The following is a 26,721-nucleotide window of genomic DNA, read 5'->3' on the forward strand; positions in this document are numbered from 1 at the left end:
CGGAAGGGGAGGGAGCCAATACAAAACACCCACGATGACCACCGCCGTCCCCCTCATCGAAGTCCGCGGACTCAAGAAGTACTTCGGCAGCAGCGATCGCCCCGTGCGCGCGGTCGACGACGTGTCGTTCGCGATCCGGCCCGGCGAGACGCTGGGCCTCGTCGGCGAATCGGGCTCGGGCAAGAGCACCATCGGCCGCACCGTGCTGCGCCTGCTCGAACGCACGAGCGGCCAGGTGCTGTACCGCGGCGACGACATCGGCACGCTGACGGGCGAACGCATGCGCAAGCTGCGCAGCAAGCTGCAGATCATCTTCCAGGACCCGTATGCCAGCCTGAACCCCAAGATGCGCATCAGCGCCATCCTCGGCGAGGCGCTGTCCACGCACGGCCTGCACAAGGGTGCGGCCGCACGCGACAAGCGCATTGCCGAACTGCTCGAAACCGTGGGCCTGCGCGCCGAGCATGCGAGCCGCTTTCCGCACGAGTTCTCGGGTGGGCAGCGCCAGCGCATCGGCGTGGCGCGCGCTCTCGCGGTGGAGCCCGAATTCATCGTGGCCGACGAGCCGCTGTCGGCGCTCGACGTGTCGATCCAGTCGCAGGTCATCAACCTGCTGGCCGACCTGCGCGAGCGGCTGGGCCTGACGATGCTCTTCATCTCGCACGACCTCGACGTGGTCGAGTACCTGTGCGACCGCGTGGTGGTGCTGTACCTCGGCAAGGTGATGGAAGTCGCCACCACCGACGAGCTGTTCGCCCGACCCTCGCACCCCTACACCCAGGCGCTGCTGGCCGCGAGCCCGAAGCCCGACCCGGAGGTCGCGACCGGGCGCATCGCGCTGAAGGGCGACATTCCCAGCCCCATCTCGCCGCCCTCGGGCTGCGTGTTCCGCACGCGCTGTCCGCACGCCATCGAGGCCTGCGCGCAAACGGTGCCGCCGCTCGACGAGATTTCCGCCGGACACTACAGCGCCTGCATCCGCAAGGAATTGCTCTCCAACATTGCCGCACGACCATGACCGATACCGCCACCACCGATTTCAACGACCCGCTGCTGAGCAGCAGTTTCAAGGGCTACCCGCGCACGCAGCCGCCGCGCCGCCGCAGCGAGATCGGCGCCGCCGGCTGGAACGTGCTGGCCGGCGACCTGCCGCTGCCGCTGGCCGTGCTCAAGCGCGAGGCGCTCGAGCACAACCTCGCGTGGATGCAGTCGCGCGTGCGCGAATGGGGCATCGACCTCGCACCGCACGGCAAGACCACCATGTCGCCGCAGCTGTTCCAGCGCCAGCTCGACGCCGGCGCCTGGGGTCTGACCTTCGCGACCGTCACGCAGCTTGCCGTGGGCGTGGCGGCCGGCGCGCGCCGCACGCTCATCGCCAACCAGGTGGTGAGCGACGAAGACCTCGCGGGCATCCAGCTGCTGCTGGCCAACCATGCCGACCTGCGCATCGTGTTCCTGGTCGATTCGCTGGCGCAGCTCGCGCTGATCGAGGACTGGTCATCGCGCCATCCCGCGAGCGAGCCTTTCGAGGTGATGATCGAGATCGGCGTCGACGGTGCACGCACCGGCTGCCGCACGCATGAAGAAGCCGTCACGCTGGCCACGCGGCTGCGCGCCAGCAGCGCCGCGAAGCTCGTCGGCATCGAGACCTACGAAGGGCAGGGCGCGACCGGCGCCAGCGAGCCCGACACGGCCTACGCCAAAACGTTGATGGACCGCGTGGAAGCCGTCGCCCGTCATTGCGACACCGAAAAACTTTTCGAGACCGACGAGGTGCTGGTGTCCGCAGGCGGCTCGGCCATCTTCGACCTCGTGGCCGGGCGTCTCAAGCCCGCGCTCGGCGCGCCGGTGCGCGGCCTGCTGCGCTCGGGCTGCTACGTCACGCACGACCATGGCTTCTACAAGCGCATGGTCAGCGCGGTGGACGAGCGCCTGGGCTGCGGCTGCGGCGAAAGCCTGGTGCCGGCGATGGAGGTCTGGGCCACGGTGCAGTCGCGCCCCGAGCCCGGCCTCGCGATCCTTGCCGTGGGCAAGCGCGACATCTCCTTCGACCTGTCGCTACCCGCGCCCATCGCGCGTGCCGCGCGCGGCGTGCTGCAGCCGCAGGCCGTGCCCGCCGGCTGGAAGATCACCGCACTCAACGACCAGCATGCCTACCTGCGCTGGGACGCGGGCGAGGAAGCCGAGGCGCCCAAGGTCGGCGACCGCGTCGGCCTCGGCATTTCGCACCCCTGCACGACCTTCGACAAATGGCACTGGATGCCTGTCGTCGAACAGGACTACCGTGTGAGCGACGCCGTCGCCATGCACTTCTGAACACGCACCGATGACTCCTTCCCTGCTTCAGAAAATCGGCGGGATCCGCAGCGACGCCCCGGCGACGCGGCGCGCGATTCTCGACCTGATCCTCGAAGACCCCGACCGCGTGCTCGAGGAAAGCTTCGAGCAGCTGGCCGAACGCTCGCGCAGCTCGGTGCCGACCATCATGCGCACCTGCCGCGACCTCGGTTTTGCCGGGCTGCGCGAGTTCAAGCTCGCGCTCGCGCAGGAACTGGCGCTGGGCGGCTCGCCGCTGCACCGCCGCGTCAACATCGAGGATGCGGCCGACGAAGTGGTGGGCAAGATCGCGCGCAGCGCGGCGGCCTCGGTCTCGGGCGTGCGCGGCCAGCTCGACATGCAGGTGCTCGACGGTGCAGTGGCCGCCATCGCGGCCGCGCCGCACGTCGACCTGTATGGCGCGGGCGCGACCTCATGGTTCATGGCCAACGACCTGCAGGCCCGGCTATTCCGCCTCGGCCTGTCGGCCAACGCCTGGGCCGACTATCACCTGCAGCAGGTGGCCGGCGCGGCGCAGCGCCCGGGCGGCGTGGTCATCGCCATCTCGCACGTGGGCGGCATGCCCTCGCTGCTCGACGCGGTGGACATCGCGCGCGGGCAGGGTGCCAAGGTGGTCGCGATCACCCGGCCCGGCACGGCGCTGGCGGCCAAGGCCGACTTTCTGCTCGGACTCTCGGTGCCGGACGACGCGGTAATGCACGTGGGCATCGACGCCTACCTGACGCACCTCACGGCCATCGAGATCCTCACCGTGCTCGTGGCCCAGCGCCGCGGCGAGCCCGCAGTGCAGCGCCTGCAGCGCGCGCGCGAGGCCTTCCAGCGCCATGGCATCGACGCCACCACGCATCCACTGCAGAGCTGGGATGGCGGCGGCATCAGCGGGGGAGGGCGAGCATCGTGAGCCAGGATTCCAAAGCCATCCTGCTCGAGGCCGGCCTCGTGGTCGACGGCTCGGGCGGCCCCTCGTGGCCCGGCGACGTGCTGCTGCAGGCCGACCGCATCGTCGCGCTCGGCGAAGGCCTGCGCGGGCGGCTGCCCGACGGCCTCGCGCTGGCCGACGTCGAGATCGTCGACTGCCGCGCCAAGGTCATCGCGCCCGGCTTCATCGACGCGCACACGCACGACGACGCCATCGTGCTGCGCGACCCGCTGTGCCTGCCCAAGGTGTCGCAGGGCATCACCACGGTGGTGACGGGCAACTGCGGCATTTCGCTCGCGCCGTACCGCACGCCGCAATCGAAGCCGCCTCTTACGCTGCTGGGCGCCGATTCGTTCAAGCACGCGACCATGGCGGAATACCGCGCGGCCGTCGATGCGACGCAGCCCGCGCTCAACGTGGCCGCACTGGTCGGCCACACCACGCTGCGTTTCGCGACCATGCAGGCGCTGGACCGTCCCGCCAGCGCCGACGAACTGGCGCGCATGGAAGCGCTGCTCGACAGCTGCATGGCCGACGGAGCGCACGGCATGTCGTCGGGCCTGTTCTACGAAGAAGCCTTTGCCGCGCCCGCCGAGGAGGTGACGGCGTTGGCGCGCGTCGTGGCCCGCCACGGCGGCGTCTACGCCACGCACCTGCGCAGCGAGATGCAGCAGATCATCGAGGCGCTGCACGAGGCCGGCGACTCGGCCTTCAGCGCCGGCGTGCCGCTCGTCATCTCGCACCACAAGTGCGCCGGGCCGGCCAACTGGGGCCGTACCAGGGAAACCCTGCCGCTGATCGAGTCGCTGGCGCGGCGCCAGAAGATCGCGATGGACGTCTACCCCTATGTGGCCGGCTCGACCGTGCTGCGCGAGGACCTGGTCGACGGCGTGATCGACGTGCTGCTCACCTGGTCCGACCCGCATCCCGAGATGATGGGCCGGCTCATTTCCGACATCGCGCGCGAATGGGGCACCACCGAGCAGGAGGCCTGCCTGCGCCTGAAACCGGGCGGCGCCTGCTATTTCCAGATGCAGGAGGAAGACGTGGAGCGCGTCATCGCGCACCCGCTCACCATGATCGGCAGCGACGGCCTGCCGCACGACCGCCATCCGCATCCTCGCCTCTGGGGCGCCTTTCCGCGCGTTTTTGCGCGCTATTGGCGCCAACGCCGCCTTTTCACACTTGAACAGGCGGTGCACAAGATGACCGGCATGACGGCGCGCAACCTGCGCATTGCCGAGCGCGGCCTGCTGCGCCCGGGCGCCATGGCCGACGTGGTGGTATTCGACCCCGAGACCATCGCCGACACCGCCACCTATGAGCAGCCGCACGGTGTGAGCCTGGGCGTGGAACGGGTGTTCGTGAACGGCGTGCTGGCCTATCGGGGCGGCGAGGCCGAAGCCCGGGTGCTTGCGCGAGCGGGCCGAATGCTGGCGCGGGGGGCCTGAAGAGCGGGGCGGGGCGCCATATCTGGCCGGGAATAACCTCAAGACCTCTAAAGTTCTAACACTCTCGGCAAAAATCAGTCAAACTTGTACATCTTATTGGCCGTCGAATTCCGACAGGAGCAAAGATGGACAAGGACGCTGAAGGCCTTGGTGCTGATTTCGAGCTGTGGCAGCAGCTCACGGACGACTACGAAGCCGCGTTGGGCGCCCTGGCCCGGGGCGAGCCGGGCGCGCGAGAGCGGGTGGTCCGGTTGTCGTTGGCACTTCAGCAACTGCATCCGGACCTCTCCCCCGTCGACCACGACTGCTGAGGCACCGCACAAGATCGGCAAGCTCAGTCCCGCGCCGGCTCCTCTTCCGCCTGTGCCTGGAACATGCGAGTGAAATCGCAGCACGCCTGCGCCAGCATCACGATGGACGAGGTGAGCGCGCTGCGGTGCTCGCCCTTGTGCATCGCCACGTAGCGCACCACGGGCAGGGCTGGCGCCACATCGATCACCGTCAGCATGCCGGCCGCCACCAGCGGCTGCAGGCATTGGCGCGGCAGGTAGCTCACGCCCAATCCCGACACAGTGAGCCCGGTCAGCGCCACCAGGTTGCTCACCACGATCACGTTGGCGGGCTGCACGCCCTGCTCCTTCATCCAGGCGTCATAGGCGCGGCCGGTGCCCGAGTTGTTGCCCTGCACCAGCATGCGATGCCGCGCGAGCTCGTGCAGCCGCACGGTGCCGCCGGCCGGCACCACGCCGAGCTTGCACATCCATGCGCTCGTCACCTGGCCGATGGCCTTGTGCTGCAGCCGCGAGTCGGCGAAGGTGTCGGGCACGATGACGAGGTCGAGTTCGTCGGCCAGCAGCTTGTCGCGCAGCTGCAGGCTGTCGTCCACGTCGGGCTCGAGGATCACCTTGGGGTAGTGCTGCTGGATCAGGCCGACCAGCCGCGGCAGCCACGTCATCGCGGTCAGCTCGGTCACCCCGATGCGGATGCGCCGCTCCACCACGCCGGGCTTGCCGAACTGCTCGATGGCCGCGTCGCGCTGCGCCAGCAGCTTCTGTGCGAGCACGTACATCTCCTCGCCCTTCTCGGTGAGCCGCGCGGTGCGCTGGCTGCGGTCGAACAGCTCGGTGTCGAACAGCTGCTCCAGCTCGTGCACCCGCTTGGAAATGGCCGACTGCGAGGTGTTGAGCTGGTTGGCCGCCTGCGCAAAACCGCCGAGGCGGGCGATCCAGTACAGGGCTTCGAGTTGCTTGAAGGTCATCACGATCGCGGCTCCAGCGATATGCGGTTGATAGAACGCTTTTATTCATGCGATTCGATCACAAAAAATCGCTTTTAGAAATTCATCGCGAAGCCGAAGATTCGCCCGAGCCAACGTCATCGACTCTTCAAGGAACCACCATGGACCTCAGGAAACTGCCTCTCGCACTCGGCCTCATCCTCGCTTTCGCCTGCGGCGCCGCCAGCGCACAGGACGGCGGCACCCTGCAGAAGATCAAGGAGAGCGGCACGATCCAGATCGGCGCGCGCGACAGCCAGATCCCGTTCTCGTACAAGCTCAGCGCCGACAGCGCACCCATCGGCTTCACCAACGACATCTGCCTGAAGATCGTCGACGCGGTGAAGGCCAAGCTTGGTCTCGCGAAGATCGAGGTGCGCTACACCATGCTGAATTCGACCAACCGCATCCCGCTGCTGCAGAACGGCACCGTCGACCTCGACTGCGCCACCACCACCAACACCACGCAGCGGCAGCAGCAGGTCGACTTCGCGCCCAGCCACTTCGTGACCAACATCACCGCCGCCGTGAAGAAGTCCTCGGGCATCAACGCGCTGGCCGACCTCAACGGCAAGAACGTGGCCACCGTCTCGGGCAGCACCTCGATCCAGCTGCTGCGCGGCGCGCGCAAGAGCGGCGCCATCGAAGTCAACGAGATCGCCGGCAAGGACACCTCCGACGGCTTCCTGCTGCTGTCCACCGGCCGCGCCGATGCCTACGTGCTCGACGACGTGCAACTCGCCGGCATGGTCGCCAGCGCGACCAACCCCGGCGACTACAAGCTGCTGAAGGAGTCGCTGCGCCAGGAGCCCTACGGGATCATGCTGCGCAAGGACGACCCGCAGTTCAAGGCGCTGGTCGACGAGACCGTCACCGGCCTGATGAAGTCGGGCGCCATCGAGCAGCTCTACACCAAGTGGTTCCTCTCGCCGATTCCACCGAAGAACGCGAACCTGAACTTCCCGATGTCGGACGCGGTGCGCGAGATCTACAAGAACCCCAACAACAAGGGCGTCTGAGCGATGGATTCCAAGCTGTCTTCGAACCACCCCCACGGACTGGCCTTCTCCGACGCGCTCATGCGCGAGGTGAAGAGCCGCTTCCTGCAGGTCGACCACGACCACCACGGCCGCGAACGCCTGTACTTCGACAACGCGGGCGGCTCCTTCCGCCTCAAGGCCGCGGCCGAGCGCTTCGCGCAGGTCGACGCCATTCCCGACAACGCCGAGCGCATCCACGCCACGGCCGTCGAGCTGCAGGACATCCAGGCCAAGGGAAGCGCCGACCTGCGCACCATCCTCAACGCCACCGGCGGCAGCGTGTACGCCTCGCTCACCGCATCGGGCGCCATGTTCGACATGGTGCGCGCGGTGGCCGAGAACGTGCCGGGCACGAACATGGTCACCACCGTGCTCGAGCACCCCTCGGCCTTCGACGCGATGAGCCTGTATGCCGAGCGCCTCGGCCGCGAGCTGCGCGTGGCGAAGAGCAACCCGGTGACCGGCGGCGTCGACGTGGACGAGATCGTGCGGCTGGTCGATGAGAACACCTGCCTGCTCAACGTGATCTACGCGTCGAACATCTCGGGCGCCAAGCTCGACATGGCCGAGATCGTGCGCCGCGCGCGCGAGATCAAGCCCGACCTGTACATCCTGGTGGACGCCGTGCAGCATGCGCCGCACGGCCTCATCGACCTGCAGAAGACGCCGGTGGACGGCATCAACCTCGCGCCCTACAAGTTCTTCGGCTGCCGGGGCTCGGGGCTGTCATGGATGTCCGAGCGCGCGGCCGTGCTGCCGCACCACAAGCTCGCAGGCAAGAAGCCTGGCTACTGGGACCTGGGCAGCGCCGCGCCGTGGCAGTTCGCGGTGCTCACGGAAATCGTCGACTACGTGTGCTGGCTCGGCGGGCACTTCGTCGACGCCACCGACCGGCGCGCGTTGTTCTCGGCAGGCATCACGCACATCGAACTGCACGAGCGCGCGCTGCTGGCAGTGCTTCTGGACGGCAACGAAAACGCCACCGGCATGCGCAAGCTCGAGGGCGTCAATGTGTTCCTCGACTACCAGGACCTGAGCAAGCGCGACCTGATCCTGGGCATCGGCTTCGACCGCATCGACTGCACGCAAGCCGTGGTCGAGTACGGCTTGCGCGGCGTGACAGTCTACGAGCGCGTGGCGACCAGCATCTACTCGAAGCGCATGCTCGAATCCTTCGGGCTCGCGGGCACGGTGCGGGTGTCGCCGCTGCACTGCAACTCCATCGCGGATGTGGAGAAATTCCTGCGCATCACGCGGGAGATCGCCGCGGACATCTGACTGTCATGAAGCGCCATGTTCAGTAGTCGGCATGCTTTTGGCGGGGTGCCGCCCTGCCAAGGCTACTGCACCGCGTCGTCCACGCTCCACGGCGCATACACCTGCGCCTTCAGGTCGGGCGAATCCACCTTGGCCAGCAGGTCGCGCACGCTGTCCTTCACGCGCGCCAGCGACAGGCGCGCGCCACGCACGCGCACATAGGCCGCAAAGTCGCACAGCGCCTCGATGCTGGTCGCGTCGAGGTCCGGCGACTCCTCCAGGCTCAGCACCATGCGTTGCAGGCCCGGCGTCGCGTCGATGCGCGCACGGATCGACGCAAATACCGCATCCGCATTGCCGAAGAACAGCGGCACCTCGGGTCGCGCGATGAGCACGCCCGGCGGCACCACGGCCTCGGGGTGGCGTGCCGTGTCGACGAAGTCATGGCTCCCGCCCAGCCGCCCGAGCCAGCTTACGGTGGTGCGCGAGAAGCCGCGCAGCAGCAGCAGCAGGCTCACGCCAATGGCAGCCAGCAAGCCGTCGAGCACACCCAGCAGCAGCACCGCGGCCACCGCCACCAGTGCCACGAGCCGGTCGCGCCGCCACTGGAAGTACGGCCGCAGTGCTGCCGGGTTCAGCGTGTGACTCACCGCATGGATCACGATGGCCGCCAGCAGCGGCTCCGGTGTGTGCGCGATCCACGGCAGCAGCGTCAGCACAGCCACCAGCACCACCAGCCCCGCCACGATGCCGGCCGCGCGGCTCTGCGCACCGGCCGATTCGTTGGCCGACGTGGCCGAGTAGCCCGCGCCCACCGGCATGCCCTGGAACAGCGCCGACAGCAGGTTCGCGCCACCGAGCGCCAGCAGGTCGCGGTTGGCCGACACGTTGTCGCCGTGGCGCATCGCGAAGGTGCGGATCGAGCCGTACGACTCGGCATAGAGGATCAGCGCCATCGCAAAGGCCAGCCCGCCGAGGCTCTGCCATTGCGAGCGGTCGAGCTGCGAAACGCCCGGGTGCGAGAAGTCGAGCGAGATCGGCCCCACCGCCGCCACGCCCCAGGCATGGCACAGCCCGCTCACGTCGAGCGCGATGCCGGCCACGATCACGAGCAGCGCCGCCGGCACCGCGCGCCATCGCGCGAGGCCGCGCAGCAGCACGAGCGCTACCAGCGCCATGGCCGCCCCCGCAAGGCTCCAGTGCCGCCATTGGACCGCGAGCCCTGCGGCGAGCCGGAAGAAATCGCTGTGCGCCGGCTGAACCGCCAGCACCTTGGGCAGCTGCTTGACCACGATGGTCAGCGCAAGCCCCAGCGCGAAGCCACGCAGCACCGGCTTGGCGATCAGGCTGGACACCGCGCCGAGCCTGGCAATGCCGGCGATGACGAAGAACGCCCCGGCCAGCAGCACGATGCCCGCGCCCATCGCGAGCCGCGTGGCCGCATCGACACCCGTCACCGACATGGTGGCCGCGAACAGCACCGCGGCGGAAGACGAGGTGGCCGAGACGATCGCGAAGCGGCTGCTGCCGAAGAGGCCGTAGACGAGAAGGCCCGCGAACAGCGCGATCACGCCGGCTTGCGGCGGCAGCCCCGCGATGCCCGAATAGGCCACGGCCTCGGGCAGCAGCAGGCCTGCGATGGAGACGCCCGCCACGATGTCGGCCAGGCCGGGGCGGCGAGGGGTGGACGTGGGCATCGGGGTTGGGGGCGTTTCCTCGGTCATGGGCAAGTGTGCTGTGGCCGCCCCCATGCTGGCAACGGGTGGCGGACCGGAACCTGACGGCGGGGCGCCTGGGGTGCTGCGCGACCGGGCATACTCGCGCGCGCTCCACATTCCAACACTTCACAGCAAGGACCCCATGTCAGGACACGGCTTTCACGTGCACGGCCCGCACGATCACGAACTCGAACACGCCGCAACCGGCGGCCATGGCCACGGCCCCGAAGACGGCGCCGCGGCTCATTCAGGCGGCATGAACATGACGAGCAAGATCGCGGTGTGCACCGCCGTGATCGCCACCTTCGGCGCGATCTTCTCGTACATGGGGGGTGCCACGCAGGCCAACGCCGGCCTCTACAAGAACAACGCCGCGATCAAGAAGACCGAGGCGTCGAACCAGTGGAATTACTTCCAGTCGAAGAGCACCAAGCAGGCGCTGGCCGAATTCGCACGCGACACCGCGGCGGACGACGCCCGAAAGCAGGGCTGGCAGGTCAAGGTGGCGCGCTATGAACAGGAGAAGACAGACATCCAGACGGCAGCGAAGAAGCTGGAGGCCGAGGCCAGCCAATGGGACGCGCAGTCTGAAGAGCAGATGCACCAGCACCATCGCTGGGCCCAGGCGACCACGGTGCTGCAGGTGTCGATCGCGCTGGCTGCGATTGCCTTGCTGACGAAGAAGAAATGGCTCGAGCGCGCGATGTTCGGGGTGGCGGCGGCGGGGCTTGTGGTGGGTGGGCTGGCGGCGTTTCACATATAGGTGTGGCAGGCTGGCGAGCACGGCCCGCCGCCTTCCCGCCAGCAGCCGCGACCGCTATTACTCCTGCGGCTCCAACGCAACCGGCGGCTGGATCCCGTTCTTCTTCCGGGCCTGGAGCGCGAACGAAACCACCTGCCACACCACAAAGATCCCGATCAGGCCCAGCAGCGTGCCGCTGATCGGCCGCGAGACGAAGGTGCCGAAGCTCCCGCGGCTCAGCAGCATCGCCCGGCGGAAGTTCTCCTCCAGCATCGGGCCGAGGATGAAGCCGAGCATGAGCGGTGCGGCATCCAGCTCCAGCCGCATGAACATGTAGCCCATGAAGCCGAAAGCCGCCGTGATGAAGACGTCTTCCAGGTTGTTGTTGACGCTGTAGGTGCCGATGCAGCAGAAGAACAGGATCGACGGGAACAGCACGGCGTACGGGATCTTGAACACCGACAGCCAGTAGCGCACCAGCGGCACGTTCAGCACCAGCAGGAACACGTTGCCGATCCACATGCTGGCCACCAGGCCCCAGAACAGCTCGGGATGGCTGCCGATCATGTTCGGGCCGGGCTGGATGCCCTTGATGATGAAGGCCGCCAGCATCAGCGCCATGACGGCGTTTTCCGGAATGCCGATGCTCATCAGCGGAATGAAGCTCGTGCGCGCCGCCGCTTCGTCGGCCGCGGCCTGGCCGGCCACGCCCTCGATGCAGCCGGTGCCGATCTCGTGCTTGTACTTGCTGACCTTCTTGTCGATCGCGTATGCCGCAAACTGGGCGATGGTCGGGCCGCCGCCGGGAAGGATGCCCAGGAAGGAGCCGACCACGCTGCCGCGCAGGGCGCTCGGAATGATCCGCTTGAACTCCGCCCAGGTCGGGATCAGGTTGATCTTGCCGTTGAAGGGCGAGCGCTCCTCGCGCGAGTCGAGGTTCTTGGTGATCTCGGCGATGCCGAAGCAGCCCAGCGCGATGCTCACGATGCCCACGCCGTCCACGAGGAAGGGCAGGTCGAGCGTGAAGCGCTGCGCGCCGCTGTTCACGTCGGTGCCGATGGTGCCGAGCAGCACGCCGATCATGCACATGGCCAGCCCGTTGAGCAGGCTGCCGGTGGTCACGAAGCTCACGCACACGAAGCCCACCAGCATCATGGCCACGTAGTCCGCGGGGCCGAAGAGGAATGCCACCTCGCCGAGCACGGGCGCCAGGAACGACAGCACGAGGATCGCCACCGTGCCGCCGATGAAGCTCGAGAAGCCGGCCGTGAACAGCGCCAGCCCGGTCTGGCCCTTGAGCGTCATTGCATAGCCGTCGATGCAGGCCACGATGCTGCTCGCATGCGGGATCTTCATCGTGATGGCGCTGACGCTGTCGCCGTACTGCGCGCCGTAGTAGATGCCGGCCAGCATGATGAGCGCGCCGGTCGTCGGAATGGAGTAGGTCAGCGGCAGCAGCAGGCTGATGGTGGCCAGCGGGCCGAGGCCGGGCAGCAGCCCGACCAGCGTGCCCACGGTACAGCCGATGGCGCAGAACAGGAGGTTCTGCATGGTCAGGGCGTGCGAGAAGCCGAACGCCAGGTTGTTGAGGACTTCCATGGTCTTTTTCTTTTTCTCAATAGAGCGGCAGGTTCAGGCCGAGCAGTTTCTGCAGCGCCAGCGCCATGACGATCAGGCCGGCGGAGACCTTGGCGTTGCGTACCCACGAGTAGGACGAGGCGGCAAAGCCGGAGCAGAAGACCATGAAGATGATGCCCGCGATCATGTTCAGGTACATCGAGATCACCGCGAAGCCGCAGAGGCTGGCCAGGATCAGCCCGATGTTCCTGAAGTTGAACTCCAGCGGCACGCCCTCCACGAGGAACGACCGGACCACGGTCGCCACGCCGATCACCAGCAGCATGCCGCTGATCATGGCGGGGAACAGGCCAGGCCCGGCGCGGCTGAAGTCTCCGATGGGGTAGCGAAGCGCGGTCAGGCCGAAGGCCAGCGCGATTGCCATGAGGAAGAGTCCTCTGACAAGATTTCTATTTTTCATACGCTCACGATGTAGTGGGATTGAATGCGCCCGGCTCCGCTCGAACCGGCCCGGGCCTGTCTCCATCCGGATGTGATTCCGGACGCCCCCGATGCTCTTCGGGCCTGGCTGATCGGAATCTGACGCGTGCGTGAGGGGAACTACGTATGAAGGGGCGCGGAGCAACGGTGGCGCGCGCGACGTTGCCGTCAGGATGGCCGGGGCAGGCACCGCGAGAGCGGCGCGAGTGCAATCCCGCCGCTCGCCGCAAGCACCAGCCCGCGCAGCACGGCGTACTCGCGCAACCGGGCGCCGCCGTGCGGGTCGCCGGGCAGGATGCCGGCGGACGGGTGGCACATGAGCACGTCGCCGGTGCGGCAGGCCGCCAACCATTCGGACAGGCGCTGTTCGTGGCGCTGCATGTCGCCCGAGAAATCGTAGACGCCGAGCAGGCGGCTGCTCATGGGAATGCCGCGTTGCGCGGCCAGCGCGGCCAACTGCGCGCCGCCCAGTGCGTGGATGACCCGGGCCTTCAACCGGTCGGGGCCACGCTGCGCGCCCGGCGCCGTGTTGCGGATCCAGGGCGGCGACGCCGCATAGCGCCGCGCGATCTCCTCCACCAGCAGTTCGCGCACCACCGGGAACTGGTGCACGTGCCGGTGCCCGTCGACGAAGGCGGGCGCGCGGCCCATGGCGTCCTCGAAGCGCGTCAGCTGTTCGCGGATGTCGGCCTGCAGCCCCGGCGCGAACACCGTGCGTGTGTACGTCCGGGCGAGCAGCCCAAGCAGGCCGGGCTCGGGGCCGCCGGCGAGCGCGGGCCGCGTGAGGTCGAGGTGCAGGCCGACGTCGAGCCGTGCCGGGTCGATGAGCTTCAGCACCTTCGCGCCTTCCTCCCAGGCGTCGCGATGCACCATGCCGCTGGTGGCGGTGATCTTTCCCTGTTCGGCCAGGTCGAACACGGCGGAGTTGATGCCCGCGCTCATGCCGAAATCGTCGGCGCAGATGCAGAGGCGGCGCGTTGCCTCAGTCATCGCCGTTCGTTCCGGAAGCCGGGGCGGGCGCAACGTCCAGGCAGTGCGGATCGTGCGTGGCGCTGCCCGCGAAGCGCCAGGCTGCGGCGCTCTCGTTCACCGCCACCAGCTGCGCGCGAAAGAGCCACGGATTGGCGAGCTGTGCCGTGTTCGAGCCGACGAGCCAGGTGACGCGCGGCGCGCACAGCGTGGCCGCGAGCTGCGTGCGGTCGAGCAGCGTGGCCGCGGCGCGCGCGGGCTCGAAGCGGCCGGCGTCCGAGATCTCCTTGCGCCAGTTGTCGCGGGTGTCCCGGGCCGCGGCCTGCCAGTCGTCCGAAATCAGCACGGGCTCGCGCAGGTTCCAGTAGAAGGGAATCTCGTAGTAGTAGCTGTCGAGCATCAGCACCTGGTCGCCGGGCGCCACCGCCTGCCCGGCGGGCAGCCGCAGCCGCGCGCCCGGCGGTGACGCCAGGACCGTGACGGCGCCCACGCAGGCAATGCACACGGCGGCGGCGGCCAGCGTCATCGCGCGCACCTTCGGCAGCAGCGTTTCCGGCACACGGCCCGCGAGCACGCGCTGCGCGATCAGGAAGGCCAGCGGCGGCAGCGCCGGCAGCACGTAGCCGACGAGCTTGGAGCGCGGCAGCGAGAAGAACACCACGATGACCGCGAGCCAGATCCACATCAGCCAGTCGACATCCGAGCGTCCGGGCCGTGCGGCGTCGTCCTTGCCCCGCGGCACGAACACCCACGCGAACCACGGCAGCGTGAGCCCCGCCAGTACCGGCAGGTAGAACCAGAAGCCGTGCTCGTTGTTGAAGCCCGAGGACGCAAAGCGCCGGAAGTGCTGCGTGACGACGAAGTAGTCGAAGAACTCCGGGTACTTCAGCTGCATTGCGACGAACCACGGGCCGGCCACGGCCAGCAGCACCGCCCAGCCGGGCAGCCACAGCGCGAGCCGCAGCGCCGCGAACCTGCGCGTCGCCGCGCACCAGATCGCGATCACCGCCACGGGCAGCACGAGGCCGATCAGCCCCTTGGCCAGCAGCCCGGCTGCCGCGAACAGGTAGGCGCCCGCGAGCAGCGCCCGCCAGGGTTCCTCGCGCTCCTTCGCCAATGCGGCGCCGGCCGCCAGCAGGATCGTGGCCGAGATGCAGCCGGCCACCAGCATGTCGAGGTTCGCGAACTGGGCGCCCAGGAAGAAGAAGGGTGTGGTCACCAGCACCACGGTCGACAGCAGCGCCAGCCGCACCGTCGACCACCGGCGCAGGAACAGGAACAGCGCCGCCGCCGCGGTGCCCGCGCCCAGCACGGAGGGCAGCCGCGCCGCCCATTCCACCGGCCCCGTCACCGCCATCGCGGCCGCGCCGATCCAGTAGAACAGCGGCGGCTTGTGGAAGAAGGGCAGGCCGTCGAGCCGCGGCACCAGCCAGTCGCCGGAGCGCAGCATCGCGAGCGCGACGCCGCCGTAGCGGCCCTCGTCGGGCGCCATCAGCGGGCGCACCCAGGCCGTGGCCAGCAGCCATGCGAAGAGGGTGGCAATGAGCCACAGTGGCTGCGGCGCAGTCCACCATGCAGGGGCAGGTCGCTTCATGGTTTTTCGGCCTCGAGCCCCGTGCCGCTCTCGCGGCGCACCACGTACAGCGGGCGGCCCTTGACCTCCTCGTAGATGCGCGCGATGTACTCGCCCACGATGCCGGTGGAAATCATCTGGATGCCGATGAAGAACATCAGGCTCACGACGATGGTGGTCCAGCCCGAGACCGCGTTGCCGAACATCAGGTAATCGATCGCCACGAAGGTGCCATAGGCAAAGGCCGGCAGCGCCAGCAGCAGCCCCGCCACGCTGACGATGCGCAGCGGCCAGGTGGTGAAGGCCGTCAGCCCGTCGATGGCCAGGCGTACCAGCCGCCGGGCGTTGAAGGAGCTGCTGCCCGCCGCGCGCGGCGCGGGCGTGTAGGGCAGCGCCACGGCGCGAAAGCCCACCCAGGCGTACAGGCCCTTCATGAAGCGGCTGCGTTCCGGCAGGTTCATGAGCGCATCGACCACCTTGCGGTCCATCAGGCGGAAGTCGCCCGCGTCTCGGGGCACGTCGAAGCGGTCCGAGGAATTGACGAGGCTGTAGAAGAGCTTGCTGCCGATCTGCTTGAAGCGGCTTTCGTCGCTGCGTTGCTCGCGCACCGCGTACACCACTTCCGCGCCGGCCACCCATTGCGCGACCATCGTGTGGATGAGCTCGGGCGAGTGCTGCAGGTCGCCGTCGAGCAGCACCACCGCGTCGCCGGTGGCCGCGGCGAGGCCTGCGGTGAGCGCGGCCTCCTTGCCGAAATTGCGCGACAGCGAGATGCAGCGAAAGCCGGAGAGCTCGCACCACGCTTCAGCCACGGCGGCGGTGTCGTCGGTGCTGCCGTCGTCCACCACGATGATCTCCCAGCGCATGTGCGTGGCCCAGAGGATGTCTTCGAGCAGCGGCAGCAGGTGGCGCAGGTTGGCCGCTTCGTTGAAGCACGGGATCACGCAGGAAATGCTGCGCGCGCCGGCCTCTGTTGCGAGCGGCGTGGCCGTGTGCGGCGCGGGAGCCTCGGCCTGGGGGAGATCGGCCGGTGCGCGTGAATGCCTGGTGGTGTGGGTCGAGGAGATCATGGATGCCTCCAGAAAGAAGCGGCCGTCGTCTTGTCGTCGCGCGTGCGGCCGGCGTGCGACGCCTGAAAAGAGAGGAAATGGCGCACGAACCATTGCGCGGCGGCGAGCACTCCCACGATCGCGCACGCGAGCAGCAGGCCTGCGGCGATGTCGAGCGGGAAATGAACGCCCACGTACACGCGCGCCCACCCGGTGAGGGCCGCCAGCGCCAGCAGCGGTGCCCCAAGCCTGCGCAGGCTGGGACGCAGCAGGAAGGCCAGCGCCACCAGGAACATCACCGTTGCGTGCGTGCTGGGCAGAGACCCGCGGCTCGCATGCTCGATGTACGACGGCGCCACCCCCAGCACGAAGGGACGCGGCATGTTGAGCGACAGCGAGATCGCGTGCGAGGCCATGGAGGCGAGGCCCGCGAGCGCCGCGACGATGCACAGGTAGGCCCGGTCGGCGCGATGCCGCCACAGCGCCACGGCGACCACACCGGCACTCAGCCAGCTGCCCCAGAGCGCGAGGGCCGAGGCCACGGACAGCACCCACGGCGTCGGCTGGCTGCCGGCTGCGAGCCAGTGGAAGAGCGTGAGGTTGAGCGCGTTCATGGCGCCACCTTCGATGGATGGGAGAAAAAAATGGGCGTGCCGCAGCAGCCGATGGGGGGTGCGCAACAGCGAGAACCGGACATGGTCAAACCTTTCGACGGGACGAGAGAGCCCGCTGCGCGACGCAGCGGACGGTCCGACGCGCGAGGCGTCGTGTCTCAGATTCCGGTAGGCGGTGCGGCAGTGGGCGGCAGGCGCCGCCAGGGTTGCGCGGAGGGTGGCGCACCGCCGTGCGGCGGCACGTATTCGATCGCTTTGCGCACGATGGGCACTGCCAGCCGCGCGACTGCAATGGCAAGCGGCAGCAGCGCCAGCACCATCGCCATCAGCGTGCCCAGCGCGGAGCCGAAGGCGTCGGGGTGGTCGATGCTTGCCGGCGCCTGGGCGAACACGGTGGTCTCGCGGTCGGACGGATGGTCCGCGCGGTCGTCGGCTTCGAACTGGGTGGTGTCGCTGGCGCTGCGCACCCGCAGCATCGGCTCGTCTTCCAGGCCGTCGCAGCGGAAATGGACCGCGATGAAGGGCTGCAGGAAGATCAGCAGAATGCCTGCGACGCACCACGCCCTGTGGTGCGTTTCGGCGAAACGGCGGATGCGTGCGAACAGCATGCGCGAATGCTAGGCCGCTCTTGTGAACGGAACCTGAGCACGCGGGTCAGCATCCCGCAAGGTAGTGCATGACGCGCGTGTGAACGGACCCTAGGGTCTGTCATCAATCAAACGCCCTCGCCCGGAGGGAACCCCTGCTGCGCGGTGCATTGCGGCGTTGCCCTTCACTTGCGTAGCGATGCTACGCGGCGTTCAGGGCGCCTTGCACTGCACCGCGCAGCAGGGGTTCGCGAGGGCGTTTGATTGATGACAGACCCTAGAGCACGAACGGAATGAAGCGCCGCGTGCCGCGCATGTAAGCGCGGTAGGCGTCGCCGAAATGCGCGATGCATTCCTTCTCGTCGCGCAGGGCAGTCAGGAACAGCAGCACCGTGGCCGCGAGCACCAGTGCCAGCGTGAGCCAGGTGAACTGCTTGAGGAAGGCGCCCCAGGCCAGCAGCATCAGTGCCGTGTACATCGGATGTCGTATGTACCGGAAGGCGCCGGTGGTGACGATGGACGAGGTTTTCTCGAAACCATACAGAGCGGGGTCGTCGCTGCGCGCCTCGGTCGGCTTGCCCTGCGCCTTCAGCAGCCGCACCGCGTGGATCGGCAGCCAGATCGACAGCACGAAGAAGAGCGAGGAGACGATCTGCCTCGCCGAAAACGGATCGTCATGCCACACGGGCAGGTTCACCACGACCAGCACCAGCATGCATTCCCACGCGAAGAAGCGGTAGAAGCCGTGCGAGCCGGGCCGGCTCAGCGGGCCGCGCGACACGTACAGCAGCGCCGCGGTGCCGGCGACGAATAGGAAGAGCTGGAGCCAGAAGAGCATGGCGGGCGAATTTACACGGCCTTGGGCGCTTTCCGGTGCGTCAGGAGGCCGCCGCTTCGGGTTTCTTGGAAACCAGCGTCAGGATGTCGTAGCTGGCGACCAGCTCGCCGTCCTGGTTGGTCACCTCCACGTCCCATGCGACCACGCCCTGGCCCTGGCCGCTCGCGTCCTTCCTGTTGCGGTCGATCTTGCGCTTGCAGGTCAGGCGCGCCTGGATGGTGTCGCCGATGCCCACGGGCTTGGTGAAGCGCAGCGTGTCCAGGCCGTAGTTGGCGAGCACCGGGCCCGGCGACGGCGACACGAACAGGCCTGCCGCGGCCGACAGCACGAAGTAGCCGTGCGCGATGCGCTTGCCGAAGGGCGATTCCTTGGCCGCCACCTCGTCGAAGTGCATGTAGAAGTAGTCGCCCGAGATGCCGCCGAAGGCGACGATGTCGGCCTCGCCCACGGTGCGGCGGTGGGTGAGCAGCGAGTCGCCGATGCGCAGGTCCTCGAAGTAGCGGCGGAAGGGGTGCACCTCGCTCTCGCGCACGGCCGCGCCGCGCACGTGTTCGCCGGTGATGGCGGCGAGCATGGTGGGCGAGCCTTGCACCGCGGCGCGCTGCAGGTAGTGCTTCACCGCGCGCAGGCCGCCGAGCTCTTCGCCGCCGCCCGCGCGGCCCGGGCCGCCGTGCTTGAGCTGTGGCAGCGGCGAGCCGTGGCCGGTCGATTCGGCGGCGGCCTCGCGGTCGAGCACCAGCAGGCGGCCATGCCACGCGGCAGCCACCGGAATGGCCTTGGCCGCAATGGCCGGATCGCGCGTGACCAGCGTGCCGACGAGGCTGCCGCGGCCGCGCGCAGCCAGCGCCAGTGCTTCGTCGATGCCCTCGTAGGGCATCAGCGTGCTGACGGGGCCGAAGGCCTCCACGTCGTGTGCAGCGTCGTGCTCGAGCGGCTTGCGGCTCAGCAGCAGCGTAGGCGCGAAAAACGCGCCATCGGCCACGCCCTCGCCAATCGGCGAGAAGCCGTCGCGCTCGCCGTAGACCAGCTCGGCGCCTTGCAGCAGCGTGGCGACACGCGCGGCCACGTCGGCCTGCTGGTCGCGCGAGGCGAGCGCGCCCATGCGCACCTCTTCGCGCGAGGGATCGCCGACCACTGTCTTCGCGAGCCGCGCGCGCAGCCGCTCGGCCACCGCATCGAGGTGCCGGCGCGGCACGATCGCACGGCGGATGGCCGTGCACTTCTGGCCGGCCTTGGTCGTCATCTCGCGCGCCACTTCCTTCACGAAGAGATCGAACTCCTCGTCGTCCGGCGTCACGTCGGGCGCGAGGATCGCGCAGTTGAGCGAGTCGGCCTCGGCATTGAACGGGATCGACTGGCGCACGATGTTCGGGTGCACGCGCAGCTTGGCGGCGGTGTCGGCCGAACCGGTGAAGGTGACCACGTCGGGCCCTTCGAGCCGGTCGAGCAGGTCGCCCGTGCCGCCGATGACGAGTTGCAGCGCGCCCGCCGGCAGGATGCCCGACTGCACGATGAGCCGCACCAGCGCCTCGGTGAGGTAGCTGGTGGCCGTGGCCGGCTTGCCGATGCAGGGCATGCCCGCGAGGAAGCTGGGCGCGAACTTCTCGAGCAGGCCCCACACCGGGAAATTGAACGCATCGATATGCACCGCCACGCCGCCGCGCGGCACCAGGATGTGCGTGCCCGCGAAGCCGCCCTTCTTGCCGAGCGGGAAGGCCGGGCCCTCGTGCACGAGGTTGCCGGAGGGCAGCTCGTTGGTGCCGATGCCGGCATAGGCGCTCAGCGTGCCGGCGCCGCCTTCGATGTCGATCCAGCTGTCGGCGCGCGTGGCGCCCGTGTGGGCCGAGATGGCGTAGAGCGTTTCCTTGTTCGCGGCGATGTACTTGGCCAGCGCCTTCAGGCGCTCGGCGCGCTGCTGGAAGTCGAGCGCCATCAGCGCGGGAATGCCGGTGCGGCGCGCGTACTGCAGCGCTTCGGCGAAGTCGATGGCCTCGGCGTGCGTGGCTGCCACGGGCTGGCCGTTGACGGCGCTGCGCAGTTGCTGGGCGGCCTGCTGGCCGATCCAGCGGCCGGCGATGTAGCTTTGGAGGGTGGTGGTCATGGGCAATGTCCTTTCCGTGTTGCTCCTTCCCCCTCTGGGGGAAGGCTGGGATGGGGGCTGTCCCCCGATTCAGTCGGCGTGGAGGTGGAGGCCGCATGCCCCCACCCCGGCCCTTCCCCAGAGGGGGAGGGAGGAATTCAGGTCACTCTTTCTTGCCGATACCCAGGTAGGTATCGATGATCCGCTGGTCGTGCAGCAGGTCGCGCGCCTTGCCTTCGAGCGCCACGGCGCCCATCTCCAGCACGTAGGCGCGGTCGGCCACCTGCAGCGCGGCGCGTGCGTTCTGCTCCACGAGCAGCACCGACACGCCATGGCTGCGCAGCTGCGACACCACGCGCAGCACCTCGCGCACCACCAGCGGGGCGAGGCCCAGCGAGGGTTCGTCGAGCATCAGCAAACGCGGCCGCGCCATCAGCGCGCGGCCGATGGCCAGCATCTGGCGTTCGCCCCCCGAAAGCGTGGAAGCCAGCTGTGGGCGGCGCTCGCGCAGGCGCGGGAAGATCCCGAAGATCTCGTCCATGCGCGCGCGCTGGTCGCGCTTGCCTTTGCGCCACTGGTAGAAGCCGCCGAGCAGCAGGTTGTCTTCCACCGACATCTCGCCGAACAGCTCGCGCCGCTCGGGCACCAGTGCGACGCCGCGCGCCACCATGGTCTCGACGCTGGGGCGCGCGACGCGCTCGCCGTCCAGCATCAGCTGGCCGGTGGAAGGCAGCAGGCCCATGGCGGCGCACAGCAGCGTGGTCTTGCCGGCGCCATTGGGGCCGATCACGGTGACGATCTCGCCCTCGTTCACCTGCAGGCGCACGCTGTGCACCGCTTCCACGGTGCGGTAGGCGACGCAGAAGCCGTCGAGTTGAAGCAAAGGATGGCTCATCGGGCGTCTTCCAGCAGTTCGTCGTCCGCGCCGCCGAGGTAGGCTTCAAGCACGCGCGGGTTGGCCTGCACTTCGGCCGGCGTGCCGGTGGCGATGACGGTGCCGAATTCGAGCACCGTGATGCGGTCGGCGAGGTTCATTACGAACTCCATGTCGTGTTCCACCACGAGGATGCCGAGGCCCTCGGCGCGCAACTGGCTCAGCAGCACCGAGAGCGCGCGCTTTTCAAGATGGCGCAGGCCGGCCGCCGGTTCGTCGAGCAGCAGCACCGAGGGCTGGCCGGCGAGCGCGCGGGCGATTTCGACCACGCGCTGCTGGCCGAGCGAGAGCGATGCCGCGGGCGTGTCGGCATGCGCGCCGAGGTCGCAGCGTTCGATCTGCCTGCGGGCCTCGGCCATCAGTGCGGCTTCTTCGGCACGGTCCAGCCGCAGCATCGCGGCGAGCCAGCCACGCTTCGCACGCAGGTGCGCGCCGAGCGCGACGTTCTCGGCCACGCTGCGCTGTCCGAGCAGGCGCACGTGCTGGAAGGTGCGGCCCAGGCCCAGCGCGGCGAAGGCGCGCGAAGGCTTGGCCGCCATCGGCTGGCCGGCGAGCTTCACCTCGCCCGAGGTCGGGTCGTCCACGCCCGAGATCATGTTGAAGAAGGTGCTCTTGCCGGCGCCGTTCGGGCCGATCAGCGCATGGATCTCGCCGGCCTTCAGCGTCATCGAAATCGCGTTGTTGGCCACGAGCCCGCCGAATCGCTTGCTCACGTCGCTGGCTTGCAGCAGCAGTTCGCCACTCGCGGGCAGCGTGCGCTGCGCGAGCTGCACGGTCGGCGCCTTCGATGCGAGAGCCGGCGCCTTGCGCGCCGCATCGTTGCGCACCCAGCGGCGCGTGATGCGCGCCAGCGTGGGCCACAGGCCGTCGGAAAAACGCTGCAGCACGAAGAGCATCAGCAGCCCGAACACGATCACCTCGAAGTTGCCGCTGCTGCCGAGCAGCGAGGGCAGCACGTCCTGCAGCTTTTCCTTCAGCAGCGTGATCAGCGCCGCACCCAGCACCGCACCCCACAGGTGGCCCGCGCCGCCGACCACTGCCATGAACAGCAGCTCGATGCCGATGTTCAGGTTGAAGGGCGTTGGGTTCACGAATCGCTGCAGGTGCGCATAGAGCCAGCCCGACACCGCCGCGAGCAGCGCGGCCAGCACGAACAGCTTGATGCGGTGGCGCGCCGTGTCGACGCCCATCGACTCGGCCATCAGCCGCCCGCCCTTGAGTGCGCGGATGGCGCGGCCTTCGCGGGAATCGAGCAGGTTGTGCAGCGCCCAGAGCGCCAGCAGCAGCACCGCCCAGATCACGACGCCGAGCGCGCGCGGCGTGGCCAGCGATAGCCCCGCCACCACCAGCGGCGGCACGCCCGTGATGCCGGTCTGCCCGCCGAGGAAGTCCATGTTGCCCAGCAGGTAGTACAGGCTCAGGCCCCAGGCGATGGTGCACAGCGGCAGGTAGTGGCCCGACAGCTTGAGCGTGACCGCGCCGAGCATCCAGGCCAGCGCGAAGGTGAACGCCAGGCCCAGCAGCAGGCCGGCCCACGGCAGCAGCGCAGGGCCGACCGCGCCACCCAGCCAGGCGGCAGCAGTGGGCGACGTGCAGATCCATGCGGTGGCGTAGGCGCCCATGCCGACGAACGCGGCCTGCCCGAAAGAGGTCATGCCACCCACGCCGGTGAGCATGACCAGCCCGGCCGCGACCAGCGCATACAGGCCGATGTTGCTGAGCACCGAGACCGTGAATTCGGGCAGGAAGCCCCAGGCCAGCGCCAGCAGCACCACGCACGCCAGCGTGAGCTGGCGCGGCGTGACCAGCGGCTTGCCTTCGGGCGGGGTGTTCAGTGTCGCGGGATTCGAAGACGCGCTCATTCTTCGTCCTCCACGTGGCGGCTGTGGAGCGAACGCCACCACAGCACCGGAATGATCAGCGTGAAGACCAGCACCTCCTTGAACGGGCTGGCCCAGAACGAGGCGAATGCTTCGAGCTGTCCCACCAGCAGCGCGCCGGCCAGCGCCAGCGGATAGCTCGCAAGCCCGCCGACGATGGCGGCGACGAAGCCCTTCAGGCCGATGAGAAAGCCGGTGTCGTAATACACCGTGGTGATCGGTGCGATCAGCAGCCCCGAGACGGCGCCGATGAGCGCTGCGAGCGCGAAGCTCAGGTCGCCCGAGAGCTCGGTCGGAATGCCCGACAGCCGCGCGCCCACCCGGTTGATGGCGGTGGCACGCAGCGCCTTGCCGACCATCGAGCGGCCGAAGAACAGGAACATGGCAATCACCAGCAGCAGCGTGACACCGACCACCACCAGCGACTGTCCGCCGACTGGAATGCCGCCGATGTCGAGGCGCGCTTCGGAGAACGCCGCGGTGCGCGAGCCTTCGGCGCCGAAGAACAGCAGGCCCAGCCCGACCAGCACGCCGTGCAGCGCGACCGAGACGATCAGCAGCATCAGCACGTTGGCGTCCGCCAGCGGCCGGTAGGCCAGGCGGTAGAGCAGGGGGCCGAGCGGCATGATGAGAAGCAGCGTGGTGAGCGTCTGGCCCGTCATCGACGTGGGTTTGAGCAGCAGCACCAGCGCGGCGGCCGCCGCCGGCAACACCACGCACCATGCGAGCGCGGAGGCCCAGTCGACCACCGCGCCGCGCTTCCAGCGCCAGATTTCCACCAGCAGCACCGCGACTGCCAGCACCAGCAGCAGCCACAGCGTGGCCGGCACACGGCCAGCCTGCAGCATCGCCATAGAGAGCGCCCCGAAGGCGACGAACTCACCTTGGGGAATGAAGATGACGCGCGTGACTGAAAACACCAGCACCAGTGCGAGCGCCATCAAACCGTAGACGGCACCGTTGACGATGCCGTCCTGCCCCAAGAGCAGGGCGATCTGCAAATCCATAAAAGAAACCTTCGGGCTTGGCCCGTGTATCGAATCAGGGTCAGGCACAAGCGCCGTCAGTTGCGCTGCCTTGTGTTGCTCCATCCCCCTTTTGGGGGAGGGAGCGAAGACATCAGGGCTGGTATTTCCAGGCGCCGTTCTCGATCTTCACCATCACGCGGGCGCGTTGGTCGAGACCCAGGTGGTCCTTCTCGGTCATGCTGAACACGCCGTGCGCGCCCGACACTTCCTTGACCTGCTCCAGCGCATCGCGCAGCGCGGCGCGGAATTCCGGCGTGCCGGGCTGCGCCTTCTTCAGTGCGACGGGCACGGCCGAGGTCATCAGCAGGCCGGCGTCCCAGGCGTGTGCGCCGAAGGTCGACACGGTGCCCTTGCCGTAGGCGGCCTCGTAGGCGCCGACGTAAGCCAGCGCAGATTTCTTCACCGGGTTGCTGGCGGGCAGCTGCTCGGCCACCAGCACTGGGCCGGCGGGCAGGAAGGTGCCTTCCACGTCCTTGCCGCCCACGCGCAGGAAGTCGGCGTTCGCCACGCCGTGCGTCTGGTACATCTTGCCGGCGTAGCCGCGTTCCTTGAGCGTCTTCTGCGGCAGCGCGGCCGGTGTGCCCGAGCCCGCGACCAGCACCGCGTCGGCCTTGCTGGCCATGATCTTCAGCGCCTGGCCCGTCACCGAGGTGTCGGTGCGGGAGTAGCGCTCGTTGGCCACGATAGTGATCTTCTTCAGCGCAGCGGCCTTGGCGAATTCTTCCGACCAGCCTTCGCCGTATGCGTCGGAGAAGCCGATGAAGGCCACGGTCTTCACGCCGTTGGCGGCCATGTGCTCGGCGATGGCGAGCGACATCATGATGTCGTTCTGCGGCGTCTTGAACACCCACTTCTTCTTGGCGTCCATCGGTTCGATGATGCGGGCCGAAGCGGCGATGGAGATCATCGGCACCTTGGCTTCGCTCGCCACGTCGATCATGGCCAGCGAGTTGGGCGTGGTGGTAGAGCCCAGCACGACGTCGACCTTGTTCTCGGCGATGAGCTTGCGCGTGTTGGCCACGGCCGCGGTGGTGTCCGAAGCGTCGTCGAGCACGATGTAGTTGATCTTCTGGCCGCCGATGGTCTTGGGCATCAGCGCGATGGTGTTCTTCTCCGGAATGCCGAGCGAGGCGGCCGGGCCGGTGGCCGAGAGCGTCACGCCGACATTGACGTCGGCCCACGCCGCGGCGGCGGTGGCGCACAGCGCGGCGATCAGCAGGGGCTTGAAGAAGAGTTTCATTGGTCTTGTCTCCGGTTGAAAAATATTTGAAGTTCTAGCGCTCGTCGAATGAGAGCGTGACGCGTTCGGTCAGGGGGTGTGCCTGGCAGGTCAGCACGAAACCTGCTGCCACTTCATTCTTGTCGAGCGCAAAGTTTCTTTCCATGCGGACTTCCCCGTCCACGCATTTGGCGCGGCAGGTGCCGCACACGCCGGAGGTGCACGAGAACGGTACTTCGAGCCCAGCGGCCGAAGCCGCATCGAGGATGCTCGGCTGGCCTTCGGTGTAGGTGATCTCGCGCTGCAGCCCGTCGCGCACGATGACGATGCGCGCCTGCCTGGCGTCGCCGGGCTGCGCCTCGTGCACCACCGCGCCGACCTGCGTGGCCGAAGGCAGCGCCACGCCGAAGCGTTCGATGTGGATGCGTTCCTCGGGCACGCCGGCGGCCAGCAGCGCGGCCTCGGCTTCGTCGTTCATCTGGAACGGGCCGCAGACATAGACATGGTCGATCGTCTTCGCAGGCACCACCGACGCCAGGAACTCGCCGATCTTCTCGCGGTTCATCACGCCGAAGCCCAGCGGCGAATCGGTGTGCTCGTCGGAGAACACGTGCTGCAGCACAAGCCGCGTCATGTAGCGGTTCTTCAGGTCCTCGATTTCTTCCTTGAACATCGTGGACTGCAGCTGGCGGTTGCCGTAGATCAGCGTGAAGCGGCTCCGCGGCTCGCGCGCCAGCACCGTCTTCATGATCGACAGGATCGGCGTGATGCCGCTGCCGCCCGCGATGCCGACGTGGTGGCGTGCCGAAGCCGGCTCGATGGGCACGAAGAAGCGGCCCTGCGGCGCCATCACCTGCAGGGTGTCGCCCGGCTGCAGATGGGCGTTGATCCAGTTGGAGAACACGCCGCCGCGCACCTTGCGCACGCCGACGCGCAGCTCGCCATCGTCGAGGCCGGCGCAGATCGAATAGGAGCGGCGCAGGTCCTGGCCGTCGATGTCGTGGCGCAGCGTGAGGTACTGGCCCTGCGTGAAGCCGAAGACCTGCTGCAGGTCGATGGGCACTTCGAACGAGACGACGACGGCCTCAGCCGTGTCGGGCTCGATGGCCTTCACGCGCAGGGGATGGAAGAGGGTGCTCATCGCGGGGGAGT

Annotated in this window: 24 protein-coding genes; 8 read left to right on the forward strand and 16 right to left on the reverse strand. The window is 68.4% G+C overall.

Features of this window, described 5'->3' with window-relative positions:
- Positions 1–34: 34 nt before the first annotated feature.
- The 5 genes from ACEN9N_RS01805 (at position 35) to ACEN9N_RS01825 (ending at position 5,018) form a co-directional block, all read left to right on the forward strand.
- Entirely contained in the window at positions 35–1,018 is a 984-nt protein-coding gene (locus tag ACEN9N_RS01805; RefSeq protein WP_007837467.1) for an ABC transporter ATP-binding protein, read from the forward strand.
- Positions 1,015–2,316 carry an amino acid deaminase gene (locus tag ACEN9N_RS01810; protein ID WP_495655245.1) on the forward strand — a complete coding sequence of 434 codons (1,302 nt, stop codon included), beginning with the start codon at positions 1,015–1,017 and terminating at the stop codon, positions 2,314–2,316. The genes ACEN9N_RS01805 and ACEN9N_RS01810 overlap by 4 nt, the downstream gene beginning before the upstream one ends.
- Before the next feature lie 10 nt (positions 2,317–2,326).
- Positions 2,327–3,238: a MurR/RpiR family transcriptional regulator gene (locus ACEN9N_RS01815; RefSeq protein WP_495655246.1), complete on the forward strand. Its 912-nt coding sequence runs from the start codon at positions 2,327–2,329 to the stop codon at positions 3,236–3,238.
- Complete coding sequence (locus tag ACEN9N_RS01820) at positions 3,235–4,707, forward strand: N-acyl-D-amino-acid deacylase family protein (RefSeq protein WP_495655247.1); 1,473 nt, start codon at positions 3,235–3,237, stop codon at positions 4,705–4,707. Before ACEN9N_RS01815 ends, ACEN9N_RS01820 begins: the two co-directional genes overlap by 4 nt.
- 125 nt (positions 4,708–4,832) lie before the next feature.
- Positions 4,833–5,018, forward strand: a complete 186-nt coding sequence (locus tag ACEN9N_RS01825) for a hypothetical protein (protein WP_007837463.1) — start codon at positions 4,833–4,835, stop codon at positions 5,016–5,018.
- 23 nt (positions 5,019–5,041) lie between these two features.
- Here the strand turns inward: ACEN9N_RS01825 and ACEN9N_RS01830 are convergent, their stop codons facing one another.
- A complete protein-coding gene (locus ACEN9N_RS01830; protein ID WP_495655248.1) occupies positions 5,042–5,965 on the reverse strand; it encodes a LysR family transcriptional regulator in 924 nt (307 codons plus the stop codon).
- Between the two features lie 140 nt (positions 5,966–6,105).
- Here ACEN9N_RS01830 and ACEN9N_RS01835 point away from each other — a divergent pair, with 140 nt between their 5' ends.
- On the forward strand, positions 6,106–7,002 hold the full coding sequence (locus ACEN9N_RS01835; RefSeq protein WP_007837461.1) for a transporter substrate-binding domain-containing protein: 897 nt from the start codon (positions 6,106–6,108) through the stop codon (positions 7,000–7,002).
- A gap of 3 nt (positions 7,003–7,005) precedes the next feature.
- On the forward strand, positions 7,006–8,301 hold the full coding sequence (locus ACEN9N_RS01840) for an aminotransferase class V-fold PLP-dependent enzyme (protein WP_495655249.1): 1,296 nt from the start codon (positions 7,006–7,008) through the stop codon (positions 8,299–8,301).
- Positions 8,302–8,363: 62 nt separating this feature from the next.
- On the opposite strand, the gene ACEN9N_RS01845 is transcribed toward ACEN9N_RS01840, so the two are convergent.
- Complete coding sequence (locus tag ACEN9N_RS01845) at positions 8,364–10,004, reverse strand: SulP family inorganic anion transporter (protein WP_495655250.1); 1,641 nt, start codon at positions 10,002–10,004, stop codon at positions 8,364–8,366.
- A 136-nt stretch (positions 10,005–10,140) separates the two neighbouring features.
- On the opposite strand from ACEN9N_RS01845, the gene ACEN9N_RS01850 reads away from it, so the two are divergent.
- Entirely contained in the window at positions 10,141–10,761 is a 621-nt protein-coding gene (locus tag ACEN9N_RS01850) for a DUF4337 domain-containing protein (protein WP_007837458.1), read from the forward strand.
- A 57-nt stretch (positions 10,762–10,818) separates the two neighbouring features.
- Here the strand turns inward: ACEN9N_RS01850 and ACEN9N_RS01855 are convergent, their stop codons facing one another.
- The 14 genes from ACEN9N_RS01855 to paaE all read right to left on the reverse strand — a co-directional run bounded on the left by ACEN9N_RS01855 (position 10,819) and on the right by paaE (position 26,710).
- On the reverse strand, positions 10,819–12,339 hold the full coding sequence (locus ACEN9N_RS01855; protein ID WP_007837457.1) for a tripartite tricarboxylate transporter permease: 1,521 nt from the start codon (positions 12,337–12,339) through the stop codon (positions 10,819–10,821).
- A 16-nt stretch (positions 12,340–12,355) separates the two neighbouring features.
- Entirely contained in the window at positions 12,356–12,742 is a 387-nt protein-coding gene (locus ACEN9N_RS01860) for a tripartite tricarboxylate transporter TctB family protein (protein ID WP_495655251.1), read from the reverse strand.
- Positions 12,743–12,966: 224 nt separating this feature from the next.
- Positions 12,967–13,788 (reverse strand): ChbG/HpnK family deacetylase, encoded by an 822-nt coding sequence (locus ACEN9N_RS01865; protein WP_495655252.1) that lies wholly within the window; start codon positions 13,786–13,788, stop codon positions 12,967–12,969.
- Complete coding sequence (locus ACEN9N_RS01870) at positions 13,781–15,361, reverse strand: ArnT family glycosyltransferase (RefSeq protein WP_495655253.1); 1,581 nt, start codon at positions 15,359–15,361, stop codon at positions 13,781–13,783. The genes ACEN9N_RS01865 and ACEN9N_RS01870 overlap by 8 nt, the downstream gene beginning before the upstream one ends.
- A complete protein-coding gene (locus ACEN9N_RS01875; protein WP_495655254.1) occupies positions 15,358–16,410 on the reverse strand; it encodes a glycosyltransferase family 2 protein in 1,053 nt (350 codons plus the stop codon). Before ACEN9N_RS01875 ends, ACEN9N_RS01870 begins: the two co-directional genes overlap by 4 nt.
- Positions 16,407–17,003, reverse strand: a complete 597-nt coding sequence (locus tag ACEN9N_RS01880; protein ID WP_495655255.1) for a phosphatase PAP2 family protein — start codon at positions 17,001–17,003, stop codon at positions 16,407–16,409. The genes ACEN9N_RS01875 and ACEN9N_RS01880 overlap by 4 nt, the downstream gene beginning before the upstream one ends.
- Positions 17,004–17,161: 158 nt before the next feature.
- Positions 17,162–17,611, reverse strand: coding sequence for a hypothetical protein (locus tag ACEN9N_RS01885; RefSeq protein ID WP_495655256.1), 450 nt, complete (start codon positions 17,609–17,611; stop codon positions 17,162–17,164).
- Positions 17,612–17,867: 256 nt separating this feature from the next.
- Positions 17,868–18,428, reverse strand: coding sequence for a methyltransferase family protein (locus tag ACEN9N_RS01890; RefSeq protein ID WP_413315526.1), 561 nt, complete (start codon positions 18,426–18,428; stop codon positions 17,868–17,870).
- Between the two features lie 40 nt (positions 18,429–18,468).
- Positions 18,469–20,529 (reverse strand): phenylacetic acid degradation bifunctional protein PaaZ, encoded by a 2,061-nt coding sequence (gene paaZ / locus ACEN9N_RS01895; protein WP_007837444.1) that lies wholly within the window; start codon positions 20,527–20,529, stop codon positions 18,469–18,471.
- Between the two features lie 142 nt (positions 20,530–20,671).
- Positions 20,672–21,403, reverse strand: coding sequence for an ABC transporter ATP-binding protein (locus ACEN9N_RS01900; protein ID WP_413315527.1), 732 nt, complete (start codon positions 21,401–21,403; stop codon positions 20,672–20,674).
- Positions 21,400–23,304, reverse strand: coding sequence for a branched-chain amino acid ABC transporter ATP-binding protein/permease (locus tag ACEN9N_RS01905; protein WP_495655257.1), 1,905 nt, complete (start codon positions 23,302–23,304; stop codon positions 21,400–21,402). The genes ACEN9N_RS01900 and ACEN9N_RS01905 overlap by 4 nt, the downstream gene beginning before the upstream one ends.
- Positions 23,301–24,329 (reverse strand): branched-chain amino acid ABC transporter permease, encoded by a 1,029-nt coding sequence (locus ACEN9N_RS01910; protein WP_495655258.1) that lies wholly within the window; start codon positions 24,327–24,329, stop codon positions 23,301–23,303. Before ACEN9N_RS01910 ends, ACEN9N_RS01905 begins: the two co-directional genes overlap by 4 nt.
- Before the next feature lie 112 nt (positions 24,330–24,441).
- A complete protein-coding gene (locus tag ACEN9N_RS01915; RefSeq protein ID WP_413315529.1) occupies positions 24,442–25,590 on the reverse strand; it encodes an ABC transporter substrate-binding protein in 1,149 nt (382 codons plus the stop codon).
- A 34-nt stretch (positions 25,591–25,624) separates the two neighbouring features.
- The gene (gene paaE, locus ACEN9N_RS01920; RefSeq protein ID WP_007837435.1) at positions 25,625–26,710 is read right to left on the reverse strand and encodes a 1,2-phenylacetyl-CoA epoxidase subunit PaaE; all 1,086 of its coding nucleotides are present in this window, start codon (positions 26,708–26,710) and stop codon (positions 25,625–25,627) included.
- Positions 26,711–26,721: the final 11 nt, after the last annotated feature.

The organism is Variovorax sp. Varisp46 (genome assembly GCF_059491885.1).

Coding starts and splice junctions, on each gene's coding strand:
- paaZ (WP_007837444.1), bottom strand. CDS start 20,529: ATGACCACCACCCTCCAAAGCTACATCGCCGGCCGCTGGATCGGCCAG.
- ACEN9N_RS01880 (WP_495655255.1), bottom strand. CDS start 17,003: ATGAACGCGCTCAACCTCACGCTCTTCCACTGGCTCGCAGCCGGCAGC.
- ACEN9N_RS01875 (WP_495655254.1), bottom strand. CDS start 16,410: ATGATCTCCTCGACCCACACCACCAGGCATTCACGCGCACCGGCCGAT.
- ACEN9N_RS01870 (WP_495655253.1), bottom strand. CDS start 15,361: ATGAAGCGACCTGCCCCTGCATGGTGGACTGCGCCGCAGCCACTGTGG.
- ACEN9N_RS01885 (WP_495655256.1), bottom strand. CDS start 17,611: ATGCTGTTCGCACGCATCCGCCGTTTCGCCGAAACGCACCACAGGGCG.
- ACEN9N_RS01845 (WP_495655250.1), bottom strand. CDS start 10,004: ATGACCGAGGAAACGCCCCCAACCCCGATGCCCACGTCCACCCCTCGC.
- ACEN9N_RS01865 (WP_495655252.1), bottom strand. CDS start 13,788: ATGACTGAGGCAACGCGCCGCCTCTGCATCTGCGCCGACGATTTCGGC.
- ACEN9N_RS01905 (WP_495655257.1), bottom strand. CDS start 23,304: ATGAGCGCGTCTTCGAATCCCGCGACACTGAACACCCCGCCCGAAGGC.
- ACEN9N_RS01840 (WP_495655249.1), top strand. CDS start 7,006: ATGGATTCCAAGCTGTCTTCGAACCACCCCCACGGACTGGCCTTCTCC.
- paaE (WP_007837435.1), bottom strand. CDS start 26,710: ATGAGCACCCTCTTCCATCCCCTGCGCGTGAAGGCCATCGAGCCCGAC.
- ACEN9N_RS01910 (WP_495655258.1), bottom strand. CDS start 24,329: ATGGATTTGCAGATCGCCCTGCTCTTGGGGCAGGACGGCATCGTCAAC.
- ACEN9N_RS01860 (WP_495655251.1), bottom strand. CDS start 12,742: ATGGCAATCGCGCTGGCCTTCGGCCTGACCGCGCTTCGCTACCCCATC.
- ACEN9N_RS01805 (WP_007837467.1), top strand. CDS start 35: ATGACCACCGCCGTCCCCCTCATCGAAGTCCGCGGACTCAAGAAGTAC.
- ACEN9N_RS01850 (WP_007837458.1), top strand. CDS start 10,141: ATGTCAGGACACGGCTTTCACGTGCACGGCCCGCACGATCACGAACTC.
- ACEN9N_RS01900 (WP_413315527.1), bottom strand. CDS start 21,403: ATGAGCCATCCTTTGCTTCAACTCGACGGCTTCTGCGTCGCCTACCGC.
- ACEN9N_RS01810 (WP_495655245.1), top strand. CDS start 1,015: ATGACCGATACCGCCACCACCGATTTCAACGACCCGCTGCTGAGCAGC.
- ACEN9N_RS01815 (WP_495655246.1), top strand. CDS start 2,327: ATGACTCCTTCCCTGCTTCAGAAAATCGGCGGGATCCGCAGCGACGCC.
- ACEN9N_RS01830 (WP_495655248.1), bottom strand. CDS start 5,965: ATGACCTTCAAGCAACTCGAAGCCCTGTACTGGATCGCCCGCCTCGGC.
- ACEN9N_RS01915 (WP_413315529.1), bottom strand. CDS start 25,590: ATGAAACTCTTCTTCAAGCCCCTGCTGATCGCCGCGCTGTGCGCCACC.
- ACEN9N_RS01835 (WP_007837461.1), top strand. CDS start 6,106: ATGGACCTCAGGAAACTGCCTCTCGCACTCGGCCTCATCCTCGCTTTC.
- ACEN9N_RS01855 (WP_007837457.1), bottom strand. CDS start 12,339: ATGGAAGTCCTCAACAACCTGGCGTTCGGCTTCTCGCACGCCCTGACC.
- ACEN9N_RS01890 (WP_413315526.1), bottom strand. CDS start 18,428: ATGCTCTTCTGGCTCCAGCTCTTCCTATTCGTCGCCGGCACCGCGGCG.
- ACEN9N_RS01825 (WP_007837463.1), top strand. CDS start 4,833: ATGGACAAGGACGCTGAAGGCCTTGGTGCTGATTTCGAGCTGTGGCAG.